14 protein-coding genes are annotated in these 18,687 nt (G+C 55.3%); 2 read left to right on the plus strand and 12 right to left on the minus strand.

Annotated features, from left to right (window positions below; genetic code table 11):
• Window positions 1-167: 167 nt before the first annotated feature.
• The 7 genes from oppF to M6G53_RS13275 form a co-directional block, all read right to left on the minus strand.
• Window positions 168-1,169 carry a murein tripeptide/oligopeptide ABC transporter ATP binding protein OppF gene (gene oppF / locus M6G53_RS13245; RefSeq protein ID WP_253332071.1) on the minus strand — a complete coding sequence of 334 codons (1,002 nt, stop codon included), beginning with the start codon at window positions 1,167-1,169 and terminating at the stop codon, window positions 168-170.
• Window positions 1,166-2,182, minus strand: a complete 1,017-nt coding sequence (locus M6G53_RS13250; protein WP_253332072.1) for an ABC transporter ATP-binding protein — start codon at window positions 2,180-2,182, stop codon at window positions 1,166-1,168. The genes oppF and M6G53_RS13250 overlap by 4 nt, the downstream gene beginning before the upstream one ends.
• 11 nt (window positions 2,183-2,193) lie before the next feature.
• On the minus strand, window positions 2,194-3,102 hold the full coding sequence (gene oppC, locus M6G53_RS13255; protein ID WP_253332074.1) for an oligopeptide ABC transporter permease OppC: 909 nt from the start codon (window positions 3,100-3,102) through the stop codon (window positions 2,194-2,196).
• A 14-nt stretch (window positions 3,103-3,116) separates the two neighbouring features.
• Window positions 3,117-4,037 (minus strand): oligopeptide ABC transporter permease OppB, encoded by a 921-nt coding sequence (oppB, locus tag M6G53_RS13260; RefSeq protein ID WP_253332076.1) that lies wholly within the window; start codon window positions 4,035-4,037, stop codon window positions 3,117-3,119.
• Window positions 4,038-4,120: 83 nt separating this feature from the next.
• Window positions 4,121-5,758 (minus strand): oligopeptide ABC transporter substrate-binding protein OppA, encoded by a 1,638-nt coding sequence (gene oppA / locus M6G53_RS13265; protein ID WP_253332078.1) that lies wholly within the window; start codon window positions 5,756-5,758, stop codon window positions 4,121-4,123.
• A gap of 148 nt (window positions 5,759-5,906) precedes the next feature.
• Window positions 5,907-7,544, minus strand: a complete 1,638-nt coding sequence (locus M6G53_RS13270) for an ABC transporter substrate-binding protein (RefSeq protein WP_253332080.1) — start codon at window positions 7,542-7,544, stop codon at window positions 5,907-5,909.
• 696 nt (window positions 7,545-8,240) lie between these two features.
• The gene (locus tag M6G53_RS13275; protein ID WP_253332082.1) at window positions 8,241-8,885 is read right to left on the minus strand and encodes a YchE family NAAT transporter; all 645 of its coding nucleotides are present in this window, start codon (window positions 8,883-8,885) and stop codon (window positions 8,241-8,243) included.
• A gap of 531 nt (window positions 8,886-9,416) precedes the next feature.
• Here M6G53_RS13275 and adhE point away from each other — a divergent pair.
• A complete protein-coding gene (gene adhE, locus M6G53_RS13280; protein ID WP_142110013.1) occupies window positions 9,417-12,089 on the plus strand; it encodes a bifunctional acetaldehyde-CoA/alcohol dehydrogenase in 2,673 nt (890 codons plus the stop codon).
• Between the two features lie 118 nt (window positions 12,090-12,207).
• Here the strand turns inward: adhE and M6G53_RS13285 are convergent, their stop codons facing one another.
• The gene (locus tag M6G53_RS13285; RefSeq protein WP_253332084.1) at window positions 12,208-12,792 is read right to left on the minus strand and encodes a thymidine kinase; all 585 of its coding nucleotides are present in this window, start codon (window positions 12,790-12,792) and stop codon (window positions 12,208-12,210) included.
• A gap of 703 nt (window positions 12,793-13,495) precedes the next feature.
• On the opposite strand from M6G53_RS13285, the gene hns reads away from it, so the two are divergent.
• Entirely contained in the window at window positions 13,496-13,903 is a 408-nt protein-coding gene (gene hns / locus M6G53_RS13290; protein ID WP_004932170.1) for a histone-like nucleoid-structuring protein H-NS, read from the plus strand.
• Between the two features lie 181 nt (window positions 13,904-14,084).
• Here the strand turns inward: hns and M6G53_RS13295 are convergent, their stop codons facing one another.
• From M6G53_RS13295 to rssB, 4 genes are all read right to left on the minus strand, one after another.
• The gene (locus M6G53_RS13295) at window positions 14,085-15,095 is read right to left on the minus strand and encodes an NAD-dependent epimerase (RefSeq protein ID WP_253332086.1); all 1,011 of its coding nucleotides are present in this window, start codon (window positions 15,093-15,095) and stop codon (window positions 14,085-14,087) included.
• Between the two features lie 9 nt (window positions 15,096-15,104).
• Window positions 15,105-16,448 carry a UDP-glucose dehydrogenase family protein gene (locus tag M6G53_RS13300; protein WP_253332088.1) on the minus strand — a complete coding sequence of 448 codons (1,344 nt, stop codon included), beginning with the start codon at window positions 16,446-16,448 and terminating at the stop codon, window positions 15,105-15,107.
• A gap of 43 nt (window positions 16,449-16,491) precedes the next feature.
• Window positions 16,492-17,409, minus strand: a complete 918-nt coding sequence (gene galU, locus M6G53_RS13305; protein WP_253332090.1) for a UTP--glucose-1-phosphate uridylyltransferase GalU — start codon at window positions 17,407-17,409, stop codon at window positions 16,492-16,494.
• Between the two features lie 210 nt (window positions 17,410-17,619).
• Window positions 17,620-18,633, minus strand: coding sequence for a two-component system response regulator RssB (rssB, locus tag M6G53_RS13310; protein ID WP_253332092.1), 1,014 nt, complete (start codon window positions 18,631-18,633; stop codon window positions 17,620-17,622).
• Between the last annotated feature and the right edge of the window lie 54 nt (window positions 18,634-18,687).

Below are 18,687 nucleotides of genomic sequence, written 5' to 3' on the forward strand. Positions count from 1 at the left end.
AAAACGTAAAGGCCTTCATTCTGCCGGAAAAAAGAAAGCACCGAAGATATGATCGTTCGGTGCTTTATGTTCCGCCTAAATATCCATTCAGCTATAAGTCACGTGAGGCTTAAGTGAACGGCATTACGCTCATTCAGCGGGGCTTTTTGTTGCCGGCTAGCGGCGCATTACAGCGGATCGACCTTCAGGCAGGACACCGCATGACGGAAACTGCCCTCCAGCAGCGGACGCGTCTTGGCGCACTCCGGCCCGGCGATCGGGCAGCGGGTGCGGAACACGCAGCCGGAAGGCGGGTTGATCGGCGAAGGCAGCTCCCCTTCCAGCAGCTGGATCTGCTTTTCCTTCTCCTTGTCCGGATCCGGGATCGGCACCGCCGACATCAGCGCCTTGGTGTAAGGATGCTGGGGGTTGTGGTACACCTCGTCATAGGTGCCCAGCTCCACCGCATGGCCCAGGTACATCACCAGCACGCGATCGGAGATGTGTTTCACCACCGCCAAATCGTGAGCGATAAAGATCAATGACAGGCCCATTTCGCGCTGCAGCTGCTGCAACAGGTTCACCACCTGCGCCTGAATCGACACGTCCAGCGCGGAGACCGGCTCGTCGCAGATCACCAGCTTCGGCTCGAGGATCAGCGCGCGCGCGATGCCGATACGCTGGCACTGGCCGCCGGAGAACTCGTGCGGGTAGCGGTTGATCAGGTTAGGCAGCAGACCGACCTTCAGCATCATGGCCTTGACCTTGTCCTTCACTTCCTGACGCGGCATTTTCGGGTAGTAGGTGCGCAGCGGCTCGGCGATGATCTCGCCGATGGTCATGCGCGGGTTGAGCGAAGCCAGCGGATCCTGGAAGATCATCTGGATATCGCTGCGGGTTTTGCGCCAGTCGGCATCACTCATGCCCAGCAGATCTTTGCCCAGCCAGGCGACGCGCCCGCTGGTGGCTTTCACCAAGCCGATGAGGGCGCGCGCGAAGGTGGATTTGCCGCAGCCGGACTCGCCGACCACGCCCAGGGTTTCCCCCTCGAACAGCCGCAGCGTGACGCCATCGACCGCTTTCAGGGTTTTCGGCGGCTGCCAGAACCACTGTTTGTCGTCATGAATGTCGAAGTGCACTTTCAGATCGGCCACTTCGAGCAGCACTTTCTTGTCGGTTACCGCTGTCATACCAACGCCTCCACCGGTTTAAAGCAGGCGCGCAGGCGCCCTTCCCCAAATTGCTCCAACGGCGGAGCGCTCGCGCACTGCTCCATGGCGTACGGACAGCGCGGCTGGAACGGGCAGCCTTTCGGCAACCGCAGCAGGTTTGGCGGGTTGCCGGGAATGGTCAGCAACGCTTCGCCTTCGGCGTCGAGACGCGGCACCGCGTTCAGCAGGCCGATAGAGTACGGGTGGCTCGGCTGGTAGAACACCTCGCGCGCGCTGCCGTATTCCATAGTGCGGCCGGCGTACATCACCAACACCTTGTTGCAGATGCCGGCCACCACCCCCAGGTCGTGGGTGATCATGATGATGGCGGTGTTGAACTCGCGCTTCAGCTCGTTGAGCAGCGTCATGATCTGCGCCTGGACGGTCACGTCCAGCGCGGTGGTCGGCTCGTCGGCGATCAACAGCTTCGGCCGACACAGCAGCGCCATGGCGATCATCACGCGCTGGCGCATGCCACCGGAAAACTCGTGCGGATACATGCGCATGCGCTTGCGCGCTTCCGGCATTTTCACCGCGTCGAGCATGCGTACCGACTCTTCGAAGGCTTCGCTTTTGCTCATTTTCTTATGCAGCATCAGCACTTCCATCAGCTGTTCGCCAACGCGCATATAAGGGTTGAGCGAGGTCATCGGGTCCTGGAAGATCATCGAGATCTCCTCGGCCCGCAGCTTGTTGAGCTGACTTTCCGGCAGGTTGAGAATTTCACGGCCGTTGAATTTAGCCGAACCGCCGATGCGGCCATTGCTGGCCAGCAGCCCCATCAGAGCGAACGCGGTCTGCGATTTACCGGAGCCGGACTCACCGACGATGCCCAGCGTTTCGCCGGCGCGCAGGTCGAAGTTTAGATCGTTCACCGCCGTCACGTCGCCGTCCGGGGTGGAGAACGTGACGCGCAGGTCTTTCACGTCCAGCAGCGGCGACGTCTTGACGCCGGCGCCGGTTTGCAGTTGAGGATGTTCAATGGTGCTCATGATTGCACTCCTTAACGATCTTTCGGGTCGAGGGCGTCACGCAGGCCATCGCCGATAAAGTTGAAACAGAACAGAGTGACAACCAGGAAACCCGCCGGGAACAGCAGCAACCACGGTGAAACTTCCATTGAGTTGGCGCCGTCGCTGAGCAATGCGCCCCAGCTGCTGAGCGGCTCCTGCGTGCCCAGCCCCAGGAAGCTGAGGAAGGATTCGAACAGGATCATGCTCGGCACCAGCAGCGACGCGTACACCACCACCACACCGAGCACGTTCGGCACGATATGCCGCAGCACGATATTGCGTGTGGAGACGCCGCACACCAGCGCCGCTTCGATGAACTCCTTACGCTTCAGACCGAGAGTTTGGCCGCGCACGATACGCGCCATATCCAGCCACGACACCATGCCGATCGCCACGAAGATCAACAGGATGTTCTGGCCGAAGAAGGTCACCAGCAGGATCACAAAGAACATGAACGGGAAGGAGTTGAGGATCTCCAGCAGGCGCATCATCACCGAGTCAACCTTGCCGCCCAGATAACCGGACATTGCGCCGTAAAGGGTGCCGACGATCACCGCCACTAGCGCCGCCGCCACGCCGACCATCAGCGAGATGCGCCCGCCGATCGCCACGCGCACCAGCAGATCGCGCCCGGAGGAGTCGGTGCCGAAATAGTGCCCCGACTCTACGCTCGGGGCGGCGGACATCATCGCCCAGTCGGTATCGTCGTAGGCAAACTGCGACAGCATCGGCGCCAGCACCACAAACAGCGTGATCAGCGCCAGCACGAACAGGCTGCTGACCGCCGCGCGGTTGTGCATAAAGCGCCGACGCGCGTCCTGCCACAGGCTGCGCCCTTCCACTTCCAGCTTTTCGCTGAAGTTTTCCAGAGCTTCGCTGTTCTTTTTAGTCAACATCATTCGCGTGCTCCAGATTAATAACGGATTTTCGGATCGATGACCGCATACAGCACATCGACGATCGCGTTGAACAGAATGGTCAGAGCGCCCACCAGAATGGTCAGGCTCAGCACCAGGGAGTAGTCGCGGTTCAGCGCGCCGTTAACGAACAGCTGGCCGATCCCCGGCAGACCGTAGATGGTTTCGATCACCATCGAACCGGTGATGATGCCGACGAACGCCGGGCCCATGTAGGACAGCACCGGCAGCAGCGCCGGCTTCAGCGCATGGCGGAATATGATGCGGCGCATCGGCAAGCCTTTGGCGCGCGCGGTGCGGATGAAATTGGAGTGCAGCACTTCAATCATCGAGCCGCGCGTGATGCGGGAGATACTGGCGATATAGGCCAGCGACAGCGCCACCATCGGCAGGATCATGAATTTAGGCGCGCCGCCATTCCAGCCGCCGCCAGGCAGCCATTTCAGCGTGATGGCGAAGATCAGCACCAACAGCGGCGCCACCACGAAACTGGGTATCACCACCCCGGTCATGGCGAACCCCATTACCGTGTAGTCCCATTTGGTGTTCTGATTCAACGCGGCGATCACGCCGGCGGTCACGCCCAGCACCACCGCCAGCAGAAACGCGGCCAGACCGAGCTTGGCGGACACCGGAAAAGAGGCCGCCACCAGATCGTTGACCGAGTAATCCTTGTATTTAAAGGACGGGCCGAAGTCTCCCTGCGCAAGCTGCGCCAGATAATGACCGTACTGTTTCCAGATCGGATCGTTCAAATGATATTTGGCTTCGATATTCGCCATGACTTCCGGCGGCAAAGCGCGTTCCCCGGTAAATGGGCTGCCGGGCGCCAGGCGCATCATGAAGAATGAAATGGTGATAAGGATAAATAGTGTCGGGATCGCTTCCAACAAGCGACGAAGTATAAATTTAAGCATTGCCCTAACCCTGTGCGACAGCCTGATGACGGCTTATTATTCTCAGCATGGGCCGGCGGCCTGCGCCGCCGGCTCTTACCGTATCAATGCTTGATGATGTACAGGTTTTTGTCGTACACGTTATCAAGCGGGTCTTTGCCGGTGTAACCACCGACGTAAGGTTTTACCAAACGGGCGTTCACATAGTAATACAGCGGAACGATGGCGGAATCTTTATCCAGCTGAACTTCCGCTTTCTGATACAGATCGGCGCGCTCGTCTTTGGTCTTCGCGGTCAACACGTTGGCCATCAACTTATCGAACTCGGCGCTCTTGTAGTGCGGGGTGTTACTGCTGCTGTCCGACAGCATCATGTTCAGGAACGAGCTCGGCTCGTTGTAGTCGGCACACCAGCCGGCGCGCGCCACGTCATAGGTGCCCTGATGGCGGGTATCCAGGAAGGTTTTCCACTCCTGGTTCACCAGCTTCACGTCCACGCCCAGGTTTTTCTTCCAGATGGAGGCGGCGGCGATCGCCAGCTTCTTGTGCAGATCGGAGGTGTTGTACAACAGGGAGAAGGTCAGCGGTTTCCCCGGGCCGTAGCCGGCGTCGGCCAGCAGTTTCTTCGCCACTTCGTTGCGTTTTTCCTGCGTCCAGCCGAACCACTCCGGCGGAGTCAGCTTGGCGCCGTCGGTGTATGGCGGCGTAAAGCTGTAGGCCGGCAGGTCGCCCTGGTTTTTCACCTTGTTGACGATGATGTCGCGATCCATGCCCAGCTTCAGCGCTTCACGCACGCGAGCATCGGTGAACGGCGCCTTCTGGTTGTTGATTTCGTAGTAATAGGTACACAGATAAGGATCAACGTGCACCTCTTTCGGGATCTCTTTCTTCAGCTTCTGGAACAGTTCGATCGGCATGTTGTTATAGGTCATGTCGATTTCACCGGTGCGATAGCGGTTAACGTCGGTCACTTCCGAAGAAATAGGCAGGAACGTCACTTTATTGATGATGGTTTTGGCGTTATCCCAATATTCCGGGTTGCGTTCCAGTACGATGCGTTCGTTGACAATCCAGTCTTTCAGTTTGTATGCGCCGTTGCTGACGTAGTTGGCCGGCAGGGTCCACTTCTCGCCAAACTTCTCCACCGCGTCCTTGTAGACCGGCTTCATGGCGTAGTGCGGGGTCATTTCAACCAGATAAGGCACTGGCTCGCTCAGGGTCACCTGGAAAGTGTGGTCGTCGATGGCCTTCACGCCCAGCGTCGACTTGTCTTTTTTACCGGCGATGATGTCATCGACGTTTTCCACATGGGCGTATTGCAGGTAGCTGGCGTAAGGCGATGCGGTTTTCGGATCCACCACGCGCTGCCAGCTGTAGACGAAATCTTGCGCCGTCACCGGCTTGCCGTTGGACCATTTGGCGTCTTTACGCAGGTGGAAGGTCCAGACTTTGAAATCCTTGTTATCCCAGCTTTCCGCGACACCCGGCACGATGGAGCCGTTCGGGCTGTTGTTCGCCAGGCCTTCCATCAGATCGCGCGTGACGTTATTTTCCGGTACGCCCTCGATTTTATGCGGATCCAGCGACTGCACTTCGGAACCGTTGTTTTTGACAAGTTCTTGCTTGTCGGCCAGCTGCACGCCCGCCGGGACGTCAGCGGCGAAAGCGCTGGCGGTTGCTGTGATACCCAACGCGGCGATGACGCCGGCGGCAATGAGCGTTTTCTTCGTGATGTTGGTCATACGTATCGACTCCAGTTTTTATTATCACAGGCTCTTCGTGGAGCCTGCGTTGCCCGTAAGCGGACTCTGTTTTCCCGCCGCCGCGGAACGAATGCGGCGGCCGGCCTTCCCTATATCCCTCAGCGGTTCGGCGTGAGGAATACCCCTTTTACTGCTTGATAATGTACAGATTTTTAACGTCGGTATAGTCCAGCGGATCTTTGCCGGTGAACCCGCCCACCGTCGGCTTGATCAACCGCGCACTGACGCGGTAATAAACCGGGACCAACGCGGAGTCTGTGTCCAGTTGCGTTTCCGCCTGCTGATAGAGCGCAGCGCGCGCGGCCTCATCCGGCGCCTTCAGCGTGGCGGCCATGATGGCGTCGAACGCCGGGCTCTTGTAGAACACGGTATTGATGCTGCTGTTGGACAGGACCAGGTTCAGGAACGCGCTGGGTTCGTTGTAATCCCCGCACCAGGTGGCACGCGCCACGTCGTATTGCCCCTGATGGCGGCTCTCCAGCGACGTTTTCCATTCCTGGTTGCGCAGCGTGACCTCGGCGCCCAGGTTCTTCTTCCACATCGACGCGGCGGCGATCGCCTGCTGTTTGTTTTGATCGGAGGTGTTGTACAGCAGCGAGAACTTCAGCGGCTTGGCGTCGCTGTAGCCCGCTTCCGCCAGCAGTTTCCTGGCTTCGGCGTTGCGTTGCTCCTGGCTCCAGCCGGCCCAGGCCGGCGGCGTGAAGCTGGCGCCTCCCGTGAAGGTTGGCGTGAAGCTGTAGGCCGGGATTTGCCCCTGGCCCATGATCTTATTGGCGATAATGTCGCGATCCAGCGTCATCTTCACCGCCGTACGCACGCGCGGATCGGTGAACGGCGCCCGCTGGTTATTGAGCTCGTAATAGAAGGTGCACAGATAAGGGTTAACGTGCAGCTGCTCGGGCATTTCGCGCTTCATTTTGACGTACAGATACGGCGGAATGGCGCTGTTGGTGATGTCAATCTCACCGCTGCGGAAGCGGTTGACGTCGCTGACTTCCGAGGTAATCGGCAGGAAGGTCGCCTGATTGATCACCGTCTGCGTGTTGTTCCAGTAACTCGGGCTACGCTCCAGCACGATGCGCTCGTTCACCACCCACTCTTTCAGACGGTAAGCGCCGTTGCCGACGTAATTGGCGGGCAGCGTCCATTTATCGCCGAATTTCTCCACCACCGCCCGTTTGACCGGTTTGAGCGACGTGTGGCTCAGCATGCTGATGAAATACGGCACCGGTTCGCTCAGCGTCACCTGCAGCGTCTGATCGTCCAACGCCTTGATACCGAGGCTCTGCGGGCTCTTCTTGCCGGTCAGGATGTCATCGATATTCTCGACTTTGGTGTATTGCAGGTAGCTGGCATAGGGAGAAGCGATTTTCGGATCGGCCAGACGCTGCCAGCTGTAGACGAAGTCCTGCGCGGTCACCGGGCTCCCGTCGCTCCATAGCGCGCCGGGGCGCAGGTGGAAGATCCACTGTTGATAATTCTGGTTTTCCCAGCTTGTCGCCGCCGCCGGCACCACATGCCCGTTGGCGTCGGTGCTCACCAGCCCTTCCAGCAGGTTAAGGATGATATTGCTTTCTGGTACGCCCTCGACCTTATGCGGATCCAATGAAGCCACTTCGCTGCCGTTGTTGATCACAATATTCTGCTGCTGCGCCAATTGGACGCCGGCCGGAACCTCCGCCGCCAAACTGCTATTTACGGCGCCGACGCCCAGCGCGCCGCTAATCAACAAGGTCAAAGAACTACGCTTCAGGGTTTGCTGCATAATCGAGGCTCCTTTTCACCGACAAGCATTGCTTATCGAAATTTGTGAAGTGTTTATAAGAATTCTAAATAAACGGATACCAGCAAAAATCATTCCCGTTTTTGTGGCACATTTCAGTTAATTGACCACGGGAAAGTTGCTCGGAAATTAGCAGAAGCCAAATTCCATAGCCAATAAATTTTACGAAAATGTTAAGCAATTCTCTTTTATCGCACGAAGCCCAATCCATCCCTGGAGACAGGTGCCCAGAAAAACTGCGCTCACCACTATGATTTTAAAGACAAAAAAACAAAATCCATTTCGTTTGAAACCGGCAGCACAATCTCACCGCCGCAAAAAGAAACATTCAGTTAACAATCCAATCATTCAAAGAACAAACACCTGCCAATGTGCGGTTAATCACTAATAACACCTGGATGAAAGTGAGACAAGCCCCACAGAATGATGTGACTAATTTAACAACAACGTTACCGGCTAACCGGGGAGAAATGGGCAGAAATGGGGGAGGAAAAGTGATTGAAATAACGCTTAGCGTTTTTTTTGAGCAGCAACATGAGATTTATGCAACATAAGAGTGCAGCCGCATAAATTTTATTCATCCTGTGCACTATAATAATGCGACCCAATAAATAATTTAAACTTTAAAATTAATTTTAGCCGCGCTAACGCGAAGGGTGCGCGGCTAAACAACAGGTATTACAACAGACCGGGGAATATCGCCTTAATGCCGGTTACGATAAACTCGATGCCAAGCGCCATCAGCAACAGCCCCATGATTCGAGTGATCACGTTGATGCCGGTCTGCCCCAGCAAACGCACCAACAGCGGCGCGGCGCGAAACAACAGCCAGCAGCAGAAGGCGAACAAGGCGATCGCCACCGTAAAGCCGAGCAGGTTTTGCCAGTTGTGATAACGAGAACTCCACACGATGGTGGAACTGATCGCCCCCGGCCCCGCCATCAACGGCAGCGCTAGCGGCACCACGCCGATGCTTTCGCGAATAGCGCTCTCCGATTTCTCCTGTTTGTTCTGTTTGTCTTCCCCCAGCTTGCCGCTGATCATCGACATGGCGATGGTCACCACCAGAATCCCGCCGGCGATGCGGAACGAATCGATCGAGATGCCGAACATCCGCAAGATCCCTTCGCCCAGGAACAGCGACGTCCACAAAATGATGGCGACCGACAGGTTGGCGGTCAGGTTGGTTTTATTGCGCCCCGCTTCCGCCTGGTAGCTGGTCATGCTGATAAACACCGGCAAAATGCCCACCGGGTTGACAAGCGCGAACAGACCGACAAAGAACTTGATAAAGCCGGAAAGATCCAACAGAGATTGGCCCACAGATGGCTCCGCATTAATCGCTATAAAAAGGTGTGCTGCCTATGCGCGCTAATGTAATGGAATTGTCGCAGGTAATCCATCCGGCCAGAGCAGCATTTTTGACTAGCGAGCAGTTATGCAACAAAACAAATACCCTTTGTTAAAGTGATGTATGGCCTTTTGATTTTTTTTGTTGGAAAAAGAGTCATTGCTCACAGTTATCAAGAATGATTCCCAACATCAGCAGGCTGAAAGGTGTCAGCTTGCACTTTTCATGATTTAGATCACAAATCGACTACCCAACAGTGGGTAAGCTCTTAGTCGTAGTCAGGGAGTAGAACAAAGTGGGTGGCCACATCGCCGGTTCCGTTCTCCTCACTGCCTGCCCCTCCGGTTGGCGTAGGGCAAAGCTCTTTAAGCAAATCAGCAGCATGCGAAGAAATAACGCGGGAAAACCCCGGTTTTCGAATCACCGTTTATTCCCGTTACGACTATACTAGTGGCTCGCACGGCTTATTTACTGAAAGAGTTTAACATTATCAGGAGAGCATTATGGCTGTAACGAATGTCGCTGAACTGAACGAGCTTGTCGCACGTGTCAAAAAAGCCCAGCGCGAATATGCCAACTTCACTCAAGAGCAAGTGGATAAAATCTTCCGCGCTGCCGCCCTCGCCGCTGCTGATGCCCGTATCCCGTTGGCCAAAATGGCCGTGGAAGAATCCGGAATGGGTATCGTCGAAGACAAAGTGATCAAAAACCACTTCGCTTCCGAGTATATCTACAACGCCTATAAAGATGAAAAAACCTGTGGCATCCTGTCTGAAGATGACACCTTCGGTACCATCACCATCGCCGAACCTATCGGCCTGATTTGCGGTATCGTTCCTACCACCAACCCAACTTCCACCGCGATCTTCAAAGCGCTGATCAGCCTGAAAACCCGTAACGGCATCATCTTCTCGCCGCACCCGCGCGCCAAGAATGCCACCAACAAAGCCGCCGATATTGTGCTGCAGGCCGCTATCGCCGCCGGCGCACCCAAAGACATTATCGGTTGGATCGACCAGCCGACCGTCGAGCTGTCCAACCAGCTGATGCACCACCCTGACATCAACCTGATCCTGGCCACCGGTGGCCCGGGGATGGTGAAGGCCGCCTACAGCTCCGGCAAACCGGCAATCGGCGTCGGCGCGGGTAATACGCCGGTGGTGGTAGACGAAACCGCAGACATCAAGCGCGTGGTCGCGTCTATCCTGATGTCCAAAACCTTCGACAGCGGCGTTATCTGCGCTTCCGAACAGTCGGTCATCGTCGTTGACTCCATCTATGATGCGGTACGCGAACGCTTCGCCTCCCACGGCGGCTACCTGCTGCAGGGCAAAGAGCTGAAAGCGGTACAGGACATCATCCTGAAAAACGGCGGTCTTAACGCGGCCATCGTGGGGCAATCCGCACCGAAAATCGCCGAAATGGCGGGCATCAAAGTACCGGCCAACACCAAAGTGCTGATCGGCGAAGTGAAGCTGGTCGACGAATCCGAACCTTTCGCACATGAAAAACTGTCGCCTACCCTGGCGATGTACCGTGCCAAAGACTTCGAAGACGCCGTCGCCAAAGCCGAAAAACTGGTCGCCATGGGCGGCATCGGCCACACCTCCTGCCTCTACACCGACCAGGATAACCAAACGGCTCGCATCGCCTACTTCGGCGATAAAATGAAAACGGCTCGCATCCTGATCAACACCCCGGCTTCTCAGGGCGGTATCGGCGACCTGTATAACTTCAAACTCGCGCCTTCGCTGACGCTGGGTTGCGGTTCCTGGGGTGGTAACTCCATCTCTGAAAACGTCGGCCCCAAACACCTGATCAACAAGAAAACTGTAGCGAAGCGAGCAGAAAACATGTTGTGGCATAAACTTCCGAAATCGATCTACTTCCGCCGTGGCTCGCTGCCTATCGCGCTGGAAGAAGTGGCGACCGACGGGGCAAAACGCGCCTTCATCGTGACCGACCGTTTCCTGTTCAACAACGGCTATGCCGACCAGATCACCAAGGTTCTGAAGTCACACGGCATCGAAACCGAAGTGTTCTTCGAAGTGGAAGCCGATCCGACGCTGAGCATCGTGCGTAAAGGCGCCGAGCAGATGAACTCCTTTAAACCGGACGTCATCATCGCGCTGGGCGGCGGCTCGCCGATGGACGCCGCGAAAATCATGTGGGTGCTGTACGAACATCCTGAAACCCACTTCGAGGATCTGGCGCTGCGCTTCATGGACATCCGCAAGCGTATCTACAAGTTCCCGAAAATGGGCGTGAAAGCGAAAATGATCGCCATCACCACCACTTCAGGCACCGGTTCGGAAGTCACGCCGTTCGCGGTCGTGACCGACGACACCACCGGACAGAAATACCCGCTGGCCGACTATGCGCTGACCCCGGACATGGCGATTGTCGACGCCAACCTGGTAATGAACATGCCGAAATCCCTGTGCGCCTTCGGCGGTCTGGATGCGGTCACCCACGCGCTGGAAGCCTACGTTTCGGTGCTGGCGAACGAATACTCCGACGGCCAGGCGTTGCAAGCGCTGAAACTGTTGAAAGAGTATCTGCCGGCCAGCTATAAGGAAGGCGCGAAGAACCCGGTTGCCCGTGAACGCGTGCACAACGCCGCCACCATCGCCGGTATCGCCTTCGCCAACGCCTTCCTCGGGGTTTGTCACTCCATGGCGCACAAGCTGGGTTCGGAGTTCCACATTCCGCACGGCCTGGCCAACGCGATGCTGATTTCCAACGTCATTCGCTACAACGCGAACGACAACCCGACCAAGCAGACGGCCTTCAGCCAGTACGACCGCCCTCAGGCGCGCCGCCGCTACGCTGAAATCGCCGACCACCTCGGCCTGAGCGCACCGGGCGACCGTACCGCGCAGAAGATTGAGAAGCTGCTGGCCTGGCTGGACGAGCTGAAAACCGAGTTGGGCATCCCAACCTCCATCCGTGAGGCGGGCGTGCAGGAAGCGGACTTCCTGGCGAAAGTCGACAAACTGTCGGAAGACGCGTTCGACGACCAATGCACCGGCGCCAACCCACGCTATCCGCTGATTGCCGAACTGAAGCAAATCATGCTGGATACCTTCTACGGCCGCGAATTCAGTGAAGCGGTAGAAGAGGAAGCAGCGGCTCCGGCTGCCGCCAAAGCCGCGGTAAAGAAGTCCAAGAAATAACGGTTCCGTGAACCGATAAAAAAACCCGCCAAACGGCGGGTTTTTTATTGCGCCTGAGGCGCTGTATTTCGATTCACGCCACCAAAGCGCCTCAGCGGGCTCTGGCGGCGTTTTTCCCCTACTCCAGGGCATGAATCGCCTCTTTATAATGCTTGCGGCAGACGGAGACATAGCTCTCGTTACCGCCAATCACCACCTGTTCACCGGCATGCATCGCTTTACCGTTCTCATCCAACCGCAGCACCATATTGGCTTTGCGTCCGCAGTGGCAGATGGTTTTTAACTCCACCAGCTTGTCGGCCCAGGCCAGCAAATATTGGCTGCCGGTAAACAATTCGCCGAGGAAATCGGTGCGCAGACCATAGCACAATACGGGAATATCCAGCTGGTCCACCACGTCGCACAATTGCTCAACCTGCGCCTTGGTCAGGAACTGGCTTTCATCCAGCAGCACGCAATGCACCGGCTGCTGTTGATGCTCTTGCTGAATCATGGCATACAGCATCGAGTCGTTGTTATAAAGCTGAGCCTGCGAGGACAAACCGATGCGCGAGCTGACTTTACCTACGCCAAAGCGGTGATCGATCTCTGCGGTGAACACCAGCGTGCGCATGCCTCGCTCCTGGTAGTTATATGAAGACTGTAGCAGCGCGGTGGACTTGCCGGCATTCATCGCAGAGTAATAAAAATAAAGTTGAGCCATGGCCCCGCAACTCCAATGGTATAAGAAATATTCAAATGATGATTAGAACGGTAAGTGTACCATAAGCCACGCGCCGGCTCAGCCCAAAGCGGGCGAATATTGCGTTCGTCGTAATAATGCGCTTTCAAGCGAAACATATCGTTCTGCCAGCCCGTTCTTTTTACAGCTATTTACAGGATAATGTATGCCAGTCATCACTATTAATTCTTGCTAATGGTTAAGCCCGAACATTTGCCCATTAATGTGCCCCGGCCTTTAGCCACCGCCGGACGCTGCAGCCGCGGCGTAACCTCGGTCTATTATACGTGCGGCCAATATCGGGCATTTAATCACCTTGGCCGATTCGGCCGACGTTTCCTGACGCGATCTTTACCTATATACCCCTAATGTTTACAATGTCTGCCGTGCCATGGCGTGATTAAGCCCACAGAACTCATTGTAATATTGATATAAATTACGACGATAACTTATCGATGAAAGCCTTGCGGCACGTACCGTTTAAAGCACGTCTGCTGAAATTTTGACTTAAGCAAGATGAGGGTAATAGTTAACAGCCCTTCCTATTAATAGTCGGACTGATCCGATTAACGGTTTCTTTAAAGGTAAATTTGAGTATTCAAGCCAATTTGGCTATTGCAGAAAAGAAAATAGCACTCTATTATTATCGAGACGCCCCCCACCAATATAATTTGAGACTAGGACAATGAGCGAAGCATTAAAGATTTTGAACAACATCCGCACTCTGCGCGCCCAGGCAAGAGAATGCACGCTGGAAACGCTGGAAGAAATGCTCGAGAAACTGGAAGTTGTTGTGAACGAACGTCGCGAAGAAGACAGCCAGGCTCAAGCGGAAATCGAAGAACGCACTCGTAAATTACAGCAATATCGCGAAATGCTGATTGCTGACGGTATCGATCCGAATGAACTGCTGCAAACCATGGCTGCCAACAAGGCTGCCGGCAAAGCAAAACGCGCAGCACGCCCTGCCAAATACCAATATAAAGACGAAAACGGCGAACTGAAAACCTGGACCGGCCAAGGCCGTACTCCTGCGGTGATTAAGAAAGCTATCGAAGAGCAAGGCAAATCTCTGGACGATTTCCTGCTGTAATAGCGACACCGTTCGTATCTGAAAGGCTCCCTGCGGGGGGCCTTTTCATTTTTGAAGGCCATAGGCCTGGCCCCGAGTCGCCTTTCTTTTAGTAAATATCCTAATTCGCTTTTCCATTCGCACATGAAATGGCAGTAAAAAAGGGACCTTGAGGTCCCCTTTATCGCATTTCCACGTTAAATTATTGAACCCGGTAGAATGCCTTATACCAGTCAACGAAGCGTTTCACACCCTCTTCAACGCTGGTTGCCGGTTTAAAACCAATGTCACGATAAAGCTCTTGCGTATCCGCGCTGGTATCCATCACGTCGCCAGGCTGCATCGGCAGCATATTTTTACGGGCAGTCACTCCCAATGCCTGCTCCAGCGCAGTGATATATTCCATCAGCTTAACGGGAGTGCTATTGCCGATATTATATACATGGTATGGGGCAGAACTGGCCGCCGGCGATCCCTGCTCAACGGTCCATGACGGATCTGCCTGCGGAATAACCGCCTGCAAACGCACTATCGCCTCGGCGATATCATCGATGTAAGTAAAATCGCGGTGCATTTCGCCATGGTTATATACGTCGATGCTCTCCCCAGCCAATATGGCCTTGGTAAACTTGAACAGCGCCATATCCGGACGCCCCCAAGGGCCATATACGGTAAAGAACCGCAGCCCGGTTGTCGGGAGGCCGTATAAATGGGAATAGCTGTGTGACATCAGCTCATTGGCTTTTTTGGTTGCTGCGTACAACGACACCGGGTGATCGACAGAATCTTCGGTGGCAAACGGCAGCTTGCGGTTCAGGCCATATACCGAGCTGGAAGAAGCGTATAGCAAATGTTCGACTTTGTTATGACGGCAGCCTTCCAGAACGTTTAAATGGCCGATCAGGTTAGCGTCCGCATAAGCCAACGGATTGACCAGCGAATAACGAACACCGGCTTGAGCCCCCAAATGAATGACCCGCTGAAAGTGATGCTCGGCAAACAGCGCCGCCATACCTTCACGATCGGCCAAATTCAGTTTGATAAAGCGAAATCCTGGCTTGTCCGCCAGCATATCAAGACGGGCTGCTTTCAGACTTACGTCATAATAATCATTCAGGTTATCAATGCCGACAACCTGATGACCGGCAGCCAATAAACGTTCTGCAACGTGATAGCCAATAAACCCTGCGGCGCCTGTAACCAGGAATTTCATGCTCACTCCTTAAATAACCGGCTTAATCGAAGCACCACGGCCAATCGCATAGTAGGTAAAACCGCGATTTTCCAAACGCTCCGGATCGTACAGGTTACGCCCATCGAAGATCACCGGCTGTTTCAACGCACTCTTGATCACGTCGAAATCCGGAGCACGGAAATTCTGCCATTCGGTACAAATCACCAGCGCATCGGCACCGTGCAGCGCGGCCTCCTTGGTGCCCATCAGCTTCAAATCGTCCCGCTGGCCGTAAATGCGCTGAACTTCGTTCATCGCTTCCGGATCGTAAGCCTGCACGGTTGCGCCCGCGGCCCACAGGTGCTCCATCAGCACGCGGCTGGACGCCTCGCGCATATCATCGGTATTCGGCTTGAACGCCAGCCCCCACAGCGCAAAGGTTTTGCCTTTCAGATCGCCGCCGAAGTAGTCGTTGATAAAGCTGTTTAGCTTATCTTTCTGCTTATAGTTCACCTGCTCCACCGCCTGCAGCAGCTTCGGTTGGTAACCGATCTGCTCCGCCGTGCGAATCAGTGCCTGTACGTCTTTCGGGAAGCAGGAACCGCCGTAGCCGCAGCCAGGGTAGATGAAGTGATAACCGATACGCGAGTCGGAACCGATACCCTGACGCACTTTCTCGATGTCCGCCCCCAACATTTCCGCCAGGTTGGACATTTCGTTCATGAAACTGATCTTGGTCGCCAGCATGCAGTTAGCGGCATATTTGGTCAGCTCCGCACTGCGAATATCCATCATGATCATGCGATCGTGATTGCGGTTAAACGGTTCGTACAGTTCGCGAATAGGTTCGATCACCTCTTTATTGTCGGTGCCGATCACGATACGCTCAGGGCGCATGCAGTCCGCTACCGCCGCGCCCTCCTTCAGGAACTCCGGGTTGGAGACCACGTCGAATGATACGTTGCTGCCACGCTTCGCCAGCGTTTCGCTCATCACCTGACGCACCTTGTCCGCCGTGCCGACCGGCACGGTGGATTTGTCGATCACGACTTTAGGTTCGGTCATGTACTCGGCGATGGTGCGCGCAACCGCGGTAACGTATTTCAGGTCGGCGGAACCGTCTTCATCCGGTGGCGTGCCAACGGCGATGAACTGAATGTTGCCGTGCGCCACGCCCGCCCTGGCATCGGTGGTGAAATGCAGGCGGCCGGCCTCGTAGTTTTGCTGTACCAGCGGCGTCAGGCCCGGTTCAAAAATCGGGATATTCCCTTTTTTCAGGTTTTCGACTTTTCGCTCGTCGACGTCAATACACATAACCTCATGGCCAACTTCAGCCAGTACGGCGGCCTGCACCAGACCCACATAGCCAATACCAAAAACGGTTACTTTCATGTGAAAATCCTAGTTTTTCAAATTAAGACGAGAGAGCACTCAATTATTTCTTGTCAACGGCAACAACCTGCTGCAGCCACTGAGAAAACTCTTTGCCGAGGCTGGCGTGGCGCATGCCATATTCCACAAAAGCCTGCATGTAGCCCAATTTATTGCCGCAGTCATGGCTCACCCCCTTCAGGTGATACGCTTCTACCGTTTCCTGCTGCATCAACATTTCAATGCTGTCGGTCAGTTGAATTTCGTCGCCGGCGCCCGGAGGCGTTTTCGCCAACAGCGGCCAGATATCGGCAGACAATACATAGCGACCAACGATCGCCAGATTGGAAGGCGCCTTATCCGGTGATGGCTTCTCAACCACGCTGACCATCGGTGCGCTTTCGCCGGGTTGCAGATCGACACCCTTGCAGTCGGCTACGCCGTAATTTCCGACGTCTTTACGCGGAACGGGTTCCACCATGATCTGGCTAACGCCCGTCTCCTCGAAGCGCTGCAGCATTTCGTGCAGGTTGTCCTTTTTCAGATCGGCGCTGTATTCGTCGAGGATCACATCCGGCAACACCACCGCCACCGGCTCATCGCCCACCATCGGGTAAGCGCACATGATCGCGTGCCCCAGGCCTTTGGCATTCCCCTGGCGAACTTGCATCACGGTCACGCCTTTCGGGCAGATAGACTTCACCTCATCCAACAATTGACGCTTAACGCGTTTTTCCAGCATCGCTTCCAGCTCGAAACTGGTATCAAAATGGTTTTCGATCGAGTTCTTGGAGGAGTGAGTGACCAGCACAATCTCGTTAATCCCCGCCGCAATACACTCGTTGACGACGTATTGAATCAGCGGTTTATCAACCAGCGGCAGCATTTCTTTGGGAATGGCTTTGGTGGCCGGCAACATCCGCGTACCCAAGCCTGCAACCGGGATTACAGCTTTTCTGACTTTACGATTTACAGCAGGCATTATTTCCTCTCTTAAAGGCTAAACCGCTCGTTTTATGAGCTCGGGCTCGATATAAAAAAACCTTCGGAGTATACCAGCTTATGTGCGCCGAGCATTAGACAGAACACAAATAGAAAACATTTAGGACTATTACCCGCTCTGATAATCGGCAAAAGAAAATAAACGGTTTAATTACCGGCAAGTGAATAGCTTAAGAACTCGCCAATCCCGTTATTCAGCGCTCAGCATCAGCCGCAATCGGCCGCCGCTGCCCCATACCTGACATTGCCAGGCGGTACAGCGCTGGCTGATCTGGTTCATGTAGGTAGCGCCCAGCGTCCCCAGCGGCACACCGTTGCTGAGCTGAATTTGATTGTCGCCGGTATTGACGTTGGCGTGCAGCCCGGCGGAAACCAGGATCAGGTTTTTATTTTCGGCGTGGTAATATCCCAACAGCAGCGGGAATTGGCCGTCTAATTTCCCCTGCCGCAATAATTGATTAACCTGCTTTAACAATGCCGACATTTGCGGCAGGCGATGCTGTTGATTAGCCAGGTGGTCTTGCAGCAGGCCATTAAATAATGCGCGCAGCAACAATGCCGCCAATACGCCATTATCGCCGGCGCGCGTGACGTCCAGACAATAGAACGCCAGGTCTTTCTCCGACAGCGCGGCGATATCCAGCACCAAACCGGGATTTTCTCCCGTGGTTAACTGCCGATAATTGATCCGGCAATGCGCAATGGTTTGCTGTACCGGGGGCTGCAACTGTTTAAGCAGCTTGACGGCTTCGGAAGGATTCTTGCTCAGCGCGTCCCAGTCCTGAAACAGCTCGACCTCTTCGATCGCCTGGGAAGTGAACATATTGGGATATAAACACGCCAGCACCGCTTCGCGCAGGCGATTGAGATCGGTCAACGGCTTGAGCAGCACATCCTGCACGCCCAACCGCAGCACCTTGGCGATATCGGCCATCTTGTCGGTGGCGGAGATCACCAGCACCGGGATCTGCACGCCCTGCAAACGCAGGTGTTCGACAAATTCGATGCCGCCCATCTCAGGCATCGCGAGGTCGCACAGGATCAGATCCGGCTTAAAGTCATCCACGGCACTCAGCGCCAGTAAACCGTTGGTCGCCTCGCCGGTTTCAGCGCCCAGCGCGGTCAAATAACCGACCAGCACGGAACGAAAAACCTGTTCGTCCTCAACGATCAAAATGCGCTTGTGAGTGAGTGGTAATGCCATCTGCCGAGCCTCGTCCCTTTCCATAGTGTAATAGTGGCTCAAAAAGGTCACTTA

The organism is Serratia nevei (assembly GCF_024160145.1).
GTDB classification, from domain to species: Bacteria; Pseudomonadota; Gammaproteobacteria; order Enterobacterales; family Enterobacteriaceae; genus Serratia; species Serratia nevei_A.

Bases quoted from the DNA above. Each gene is read 5' to 3' on its own strand.
- hns (WP_004932170.1), top strand. From the start codon at position 13,496: ATGAGCGAAGCATTAAAGATTTTGAACAACATCCGCACTCTGCGCGCC.
- M6G53_RS13300 (WP_253332088.1), bottom strand. From the start codon at position 16,448: ATGAAAGTAACCGTTTTTGGTATTGGCTATGTGGGTCTGGTGCAGGCC.
- oppC (WP_253332074.1), bottom strand. From the start codon at position 3,102: ATGATGTTGACTAAAAAGAACAGCGAAGCTCTGGAAAACTTCAGCGAA.
- M6G53_RS13270 (WP_253332080.1), bottom strand. From the start codon at position 7,544: ATGCAGCAAACCCTGAAGCGTAGTTCTTTGACCTTGTTGATTAGCGGC.
- oppA (WP_253332078.1), bottom strand. From the start codon at position 5,758: ATGACCAACATCACGAAGAAAACGCTCATTGCCGCCGGCGTCATCGCC.
- adhE (WP_142110013.1), top strand. From the start codon at position 9,417: ATGGCTGTAACGAATGTCGCTGAACTGAACGAGCTTGTCGCACGTGTC.
- M6G53_RS13295 (WP_253332086.1), bottom strand. From the start codon at position 15,095: ATGAAATTCCTGGTTACAGGCGCCGCAGGGTTTATTGGCTATCACGTT.
- M6G53_RS13250 (WP_253332072.1), bottom strand. From the start codon at position 2,182: ATGAGCACCATTGAACATCCTCAACTGCAAACCGGCGCCGGCGTCAAG.
- M6G53_RS13285 (WP_253332084.1), bottom strand. From the start codon at position 12,792: ATGGCTCAACTTTATTTTTATTACTCTGCGATGAATGCCGGCAAGTCC.
- galU (WP_253332090.1), bottom strand. From the start codon at position 17,409: ATGCCTGCTGTAAATCGTAAAGTCAGAAAAGCTGTAATCCCGGTTGCA.
- oppF (WP_253332071.1), bottom strand. From the start codon at position 1,169: ATGACAGCGGTAACCGACAAGAAAGTGCTGCTCGAAGTGGCCGATCTG.
- rssB (WP_253332092.1), bottom strand. From the start codon at position 18,633: ATGGCATTACCACTCACTCACAAGCGCATTTTGATCGTTGAGGACGAA.
- oppB (WP_253332076.1), bottom strand. From the start codon at position 4,037: ATGCTTAAATTTATACTTCGTCGCTTGTTGGAAGCGATCCCGACACTA.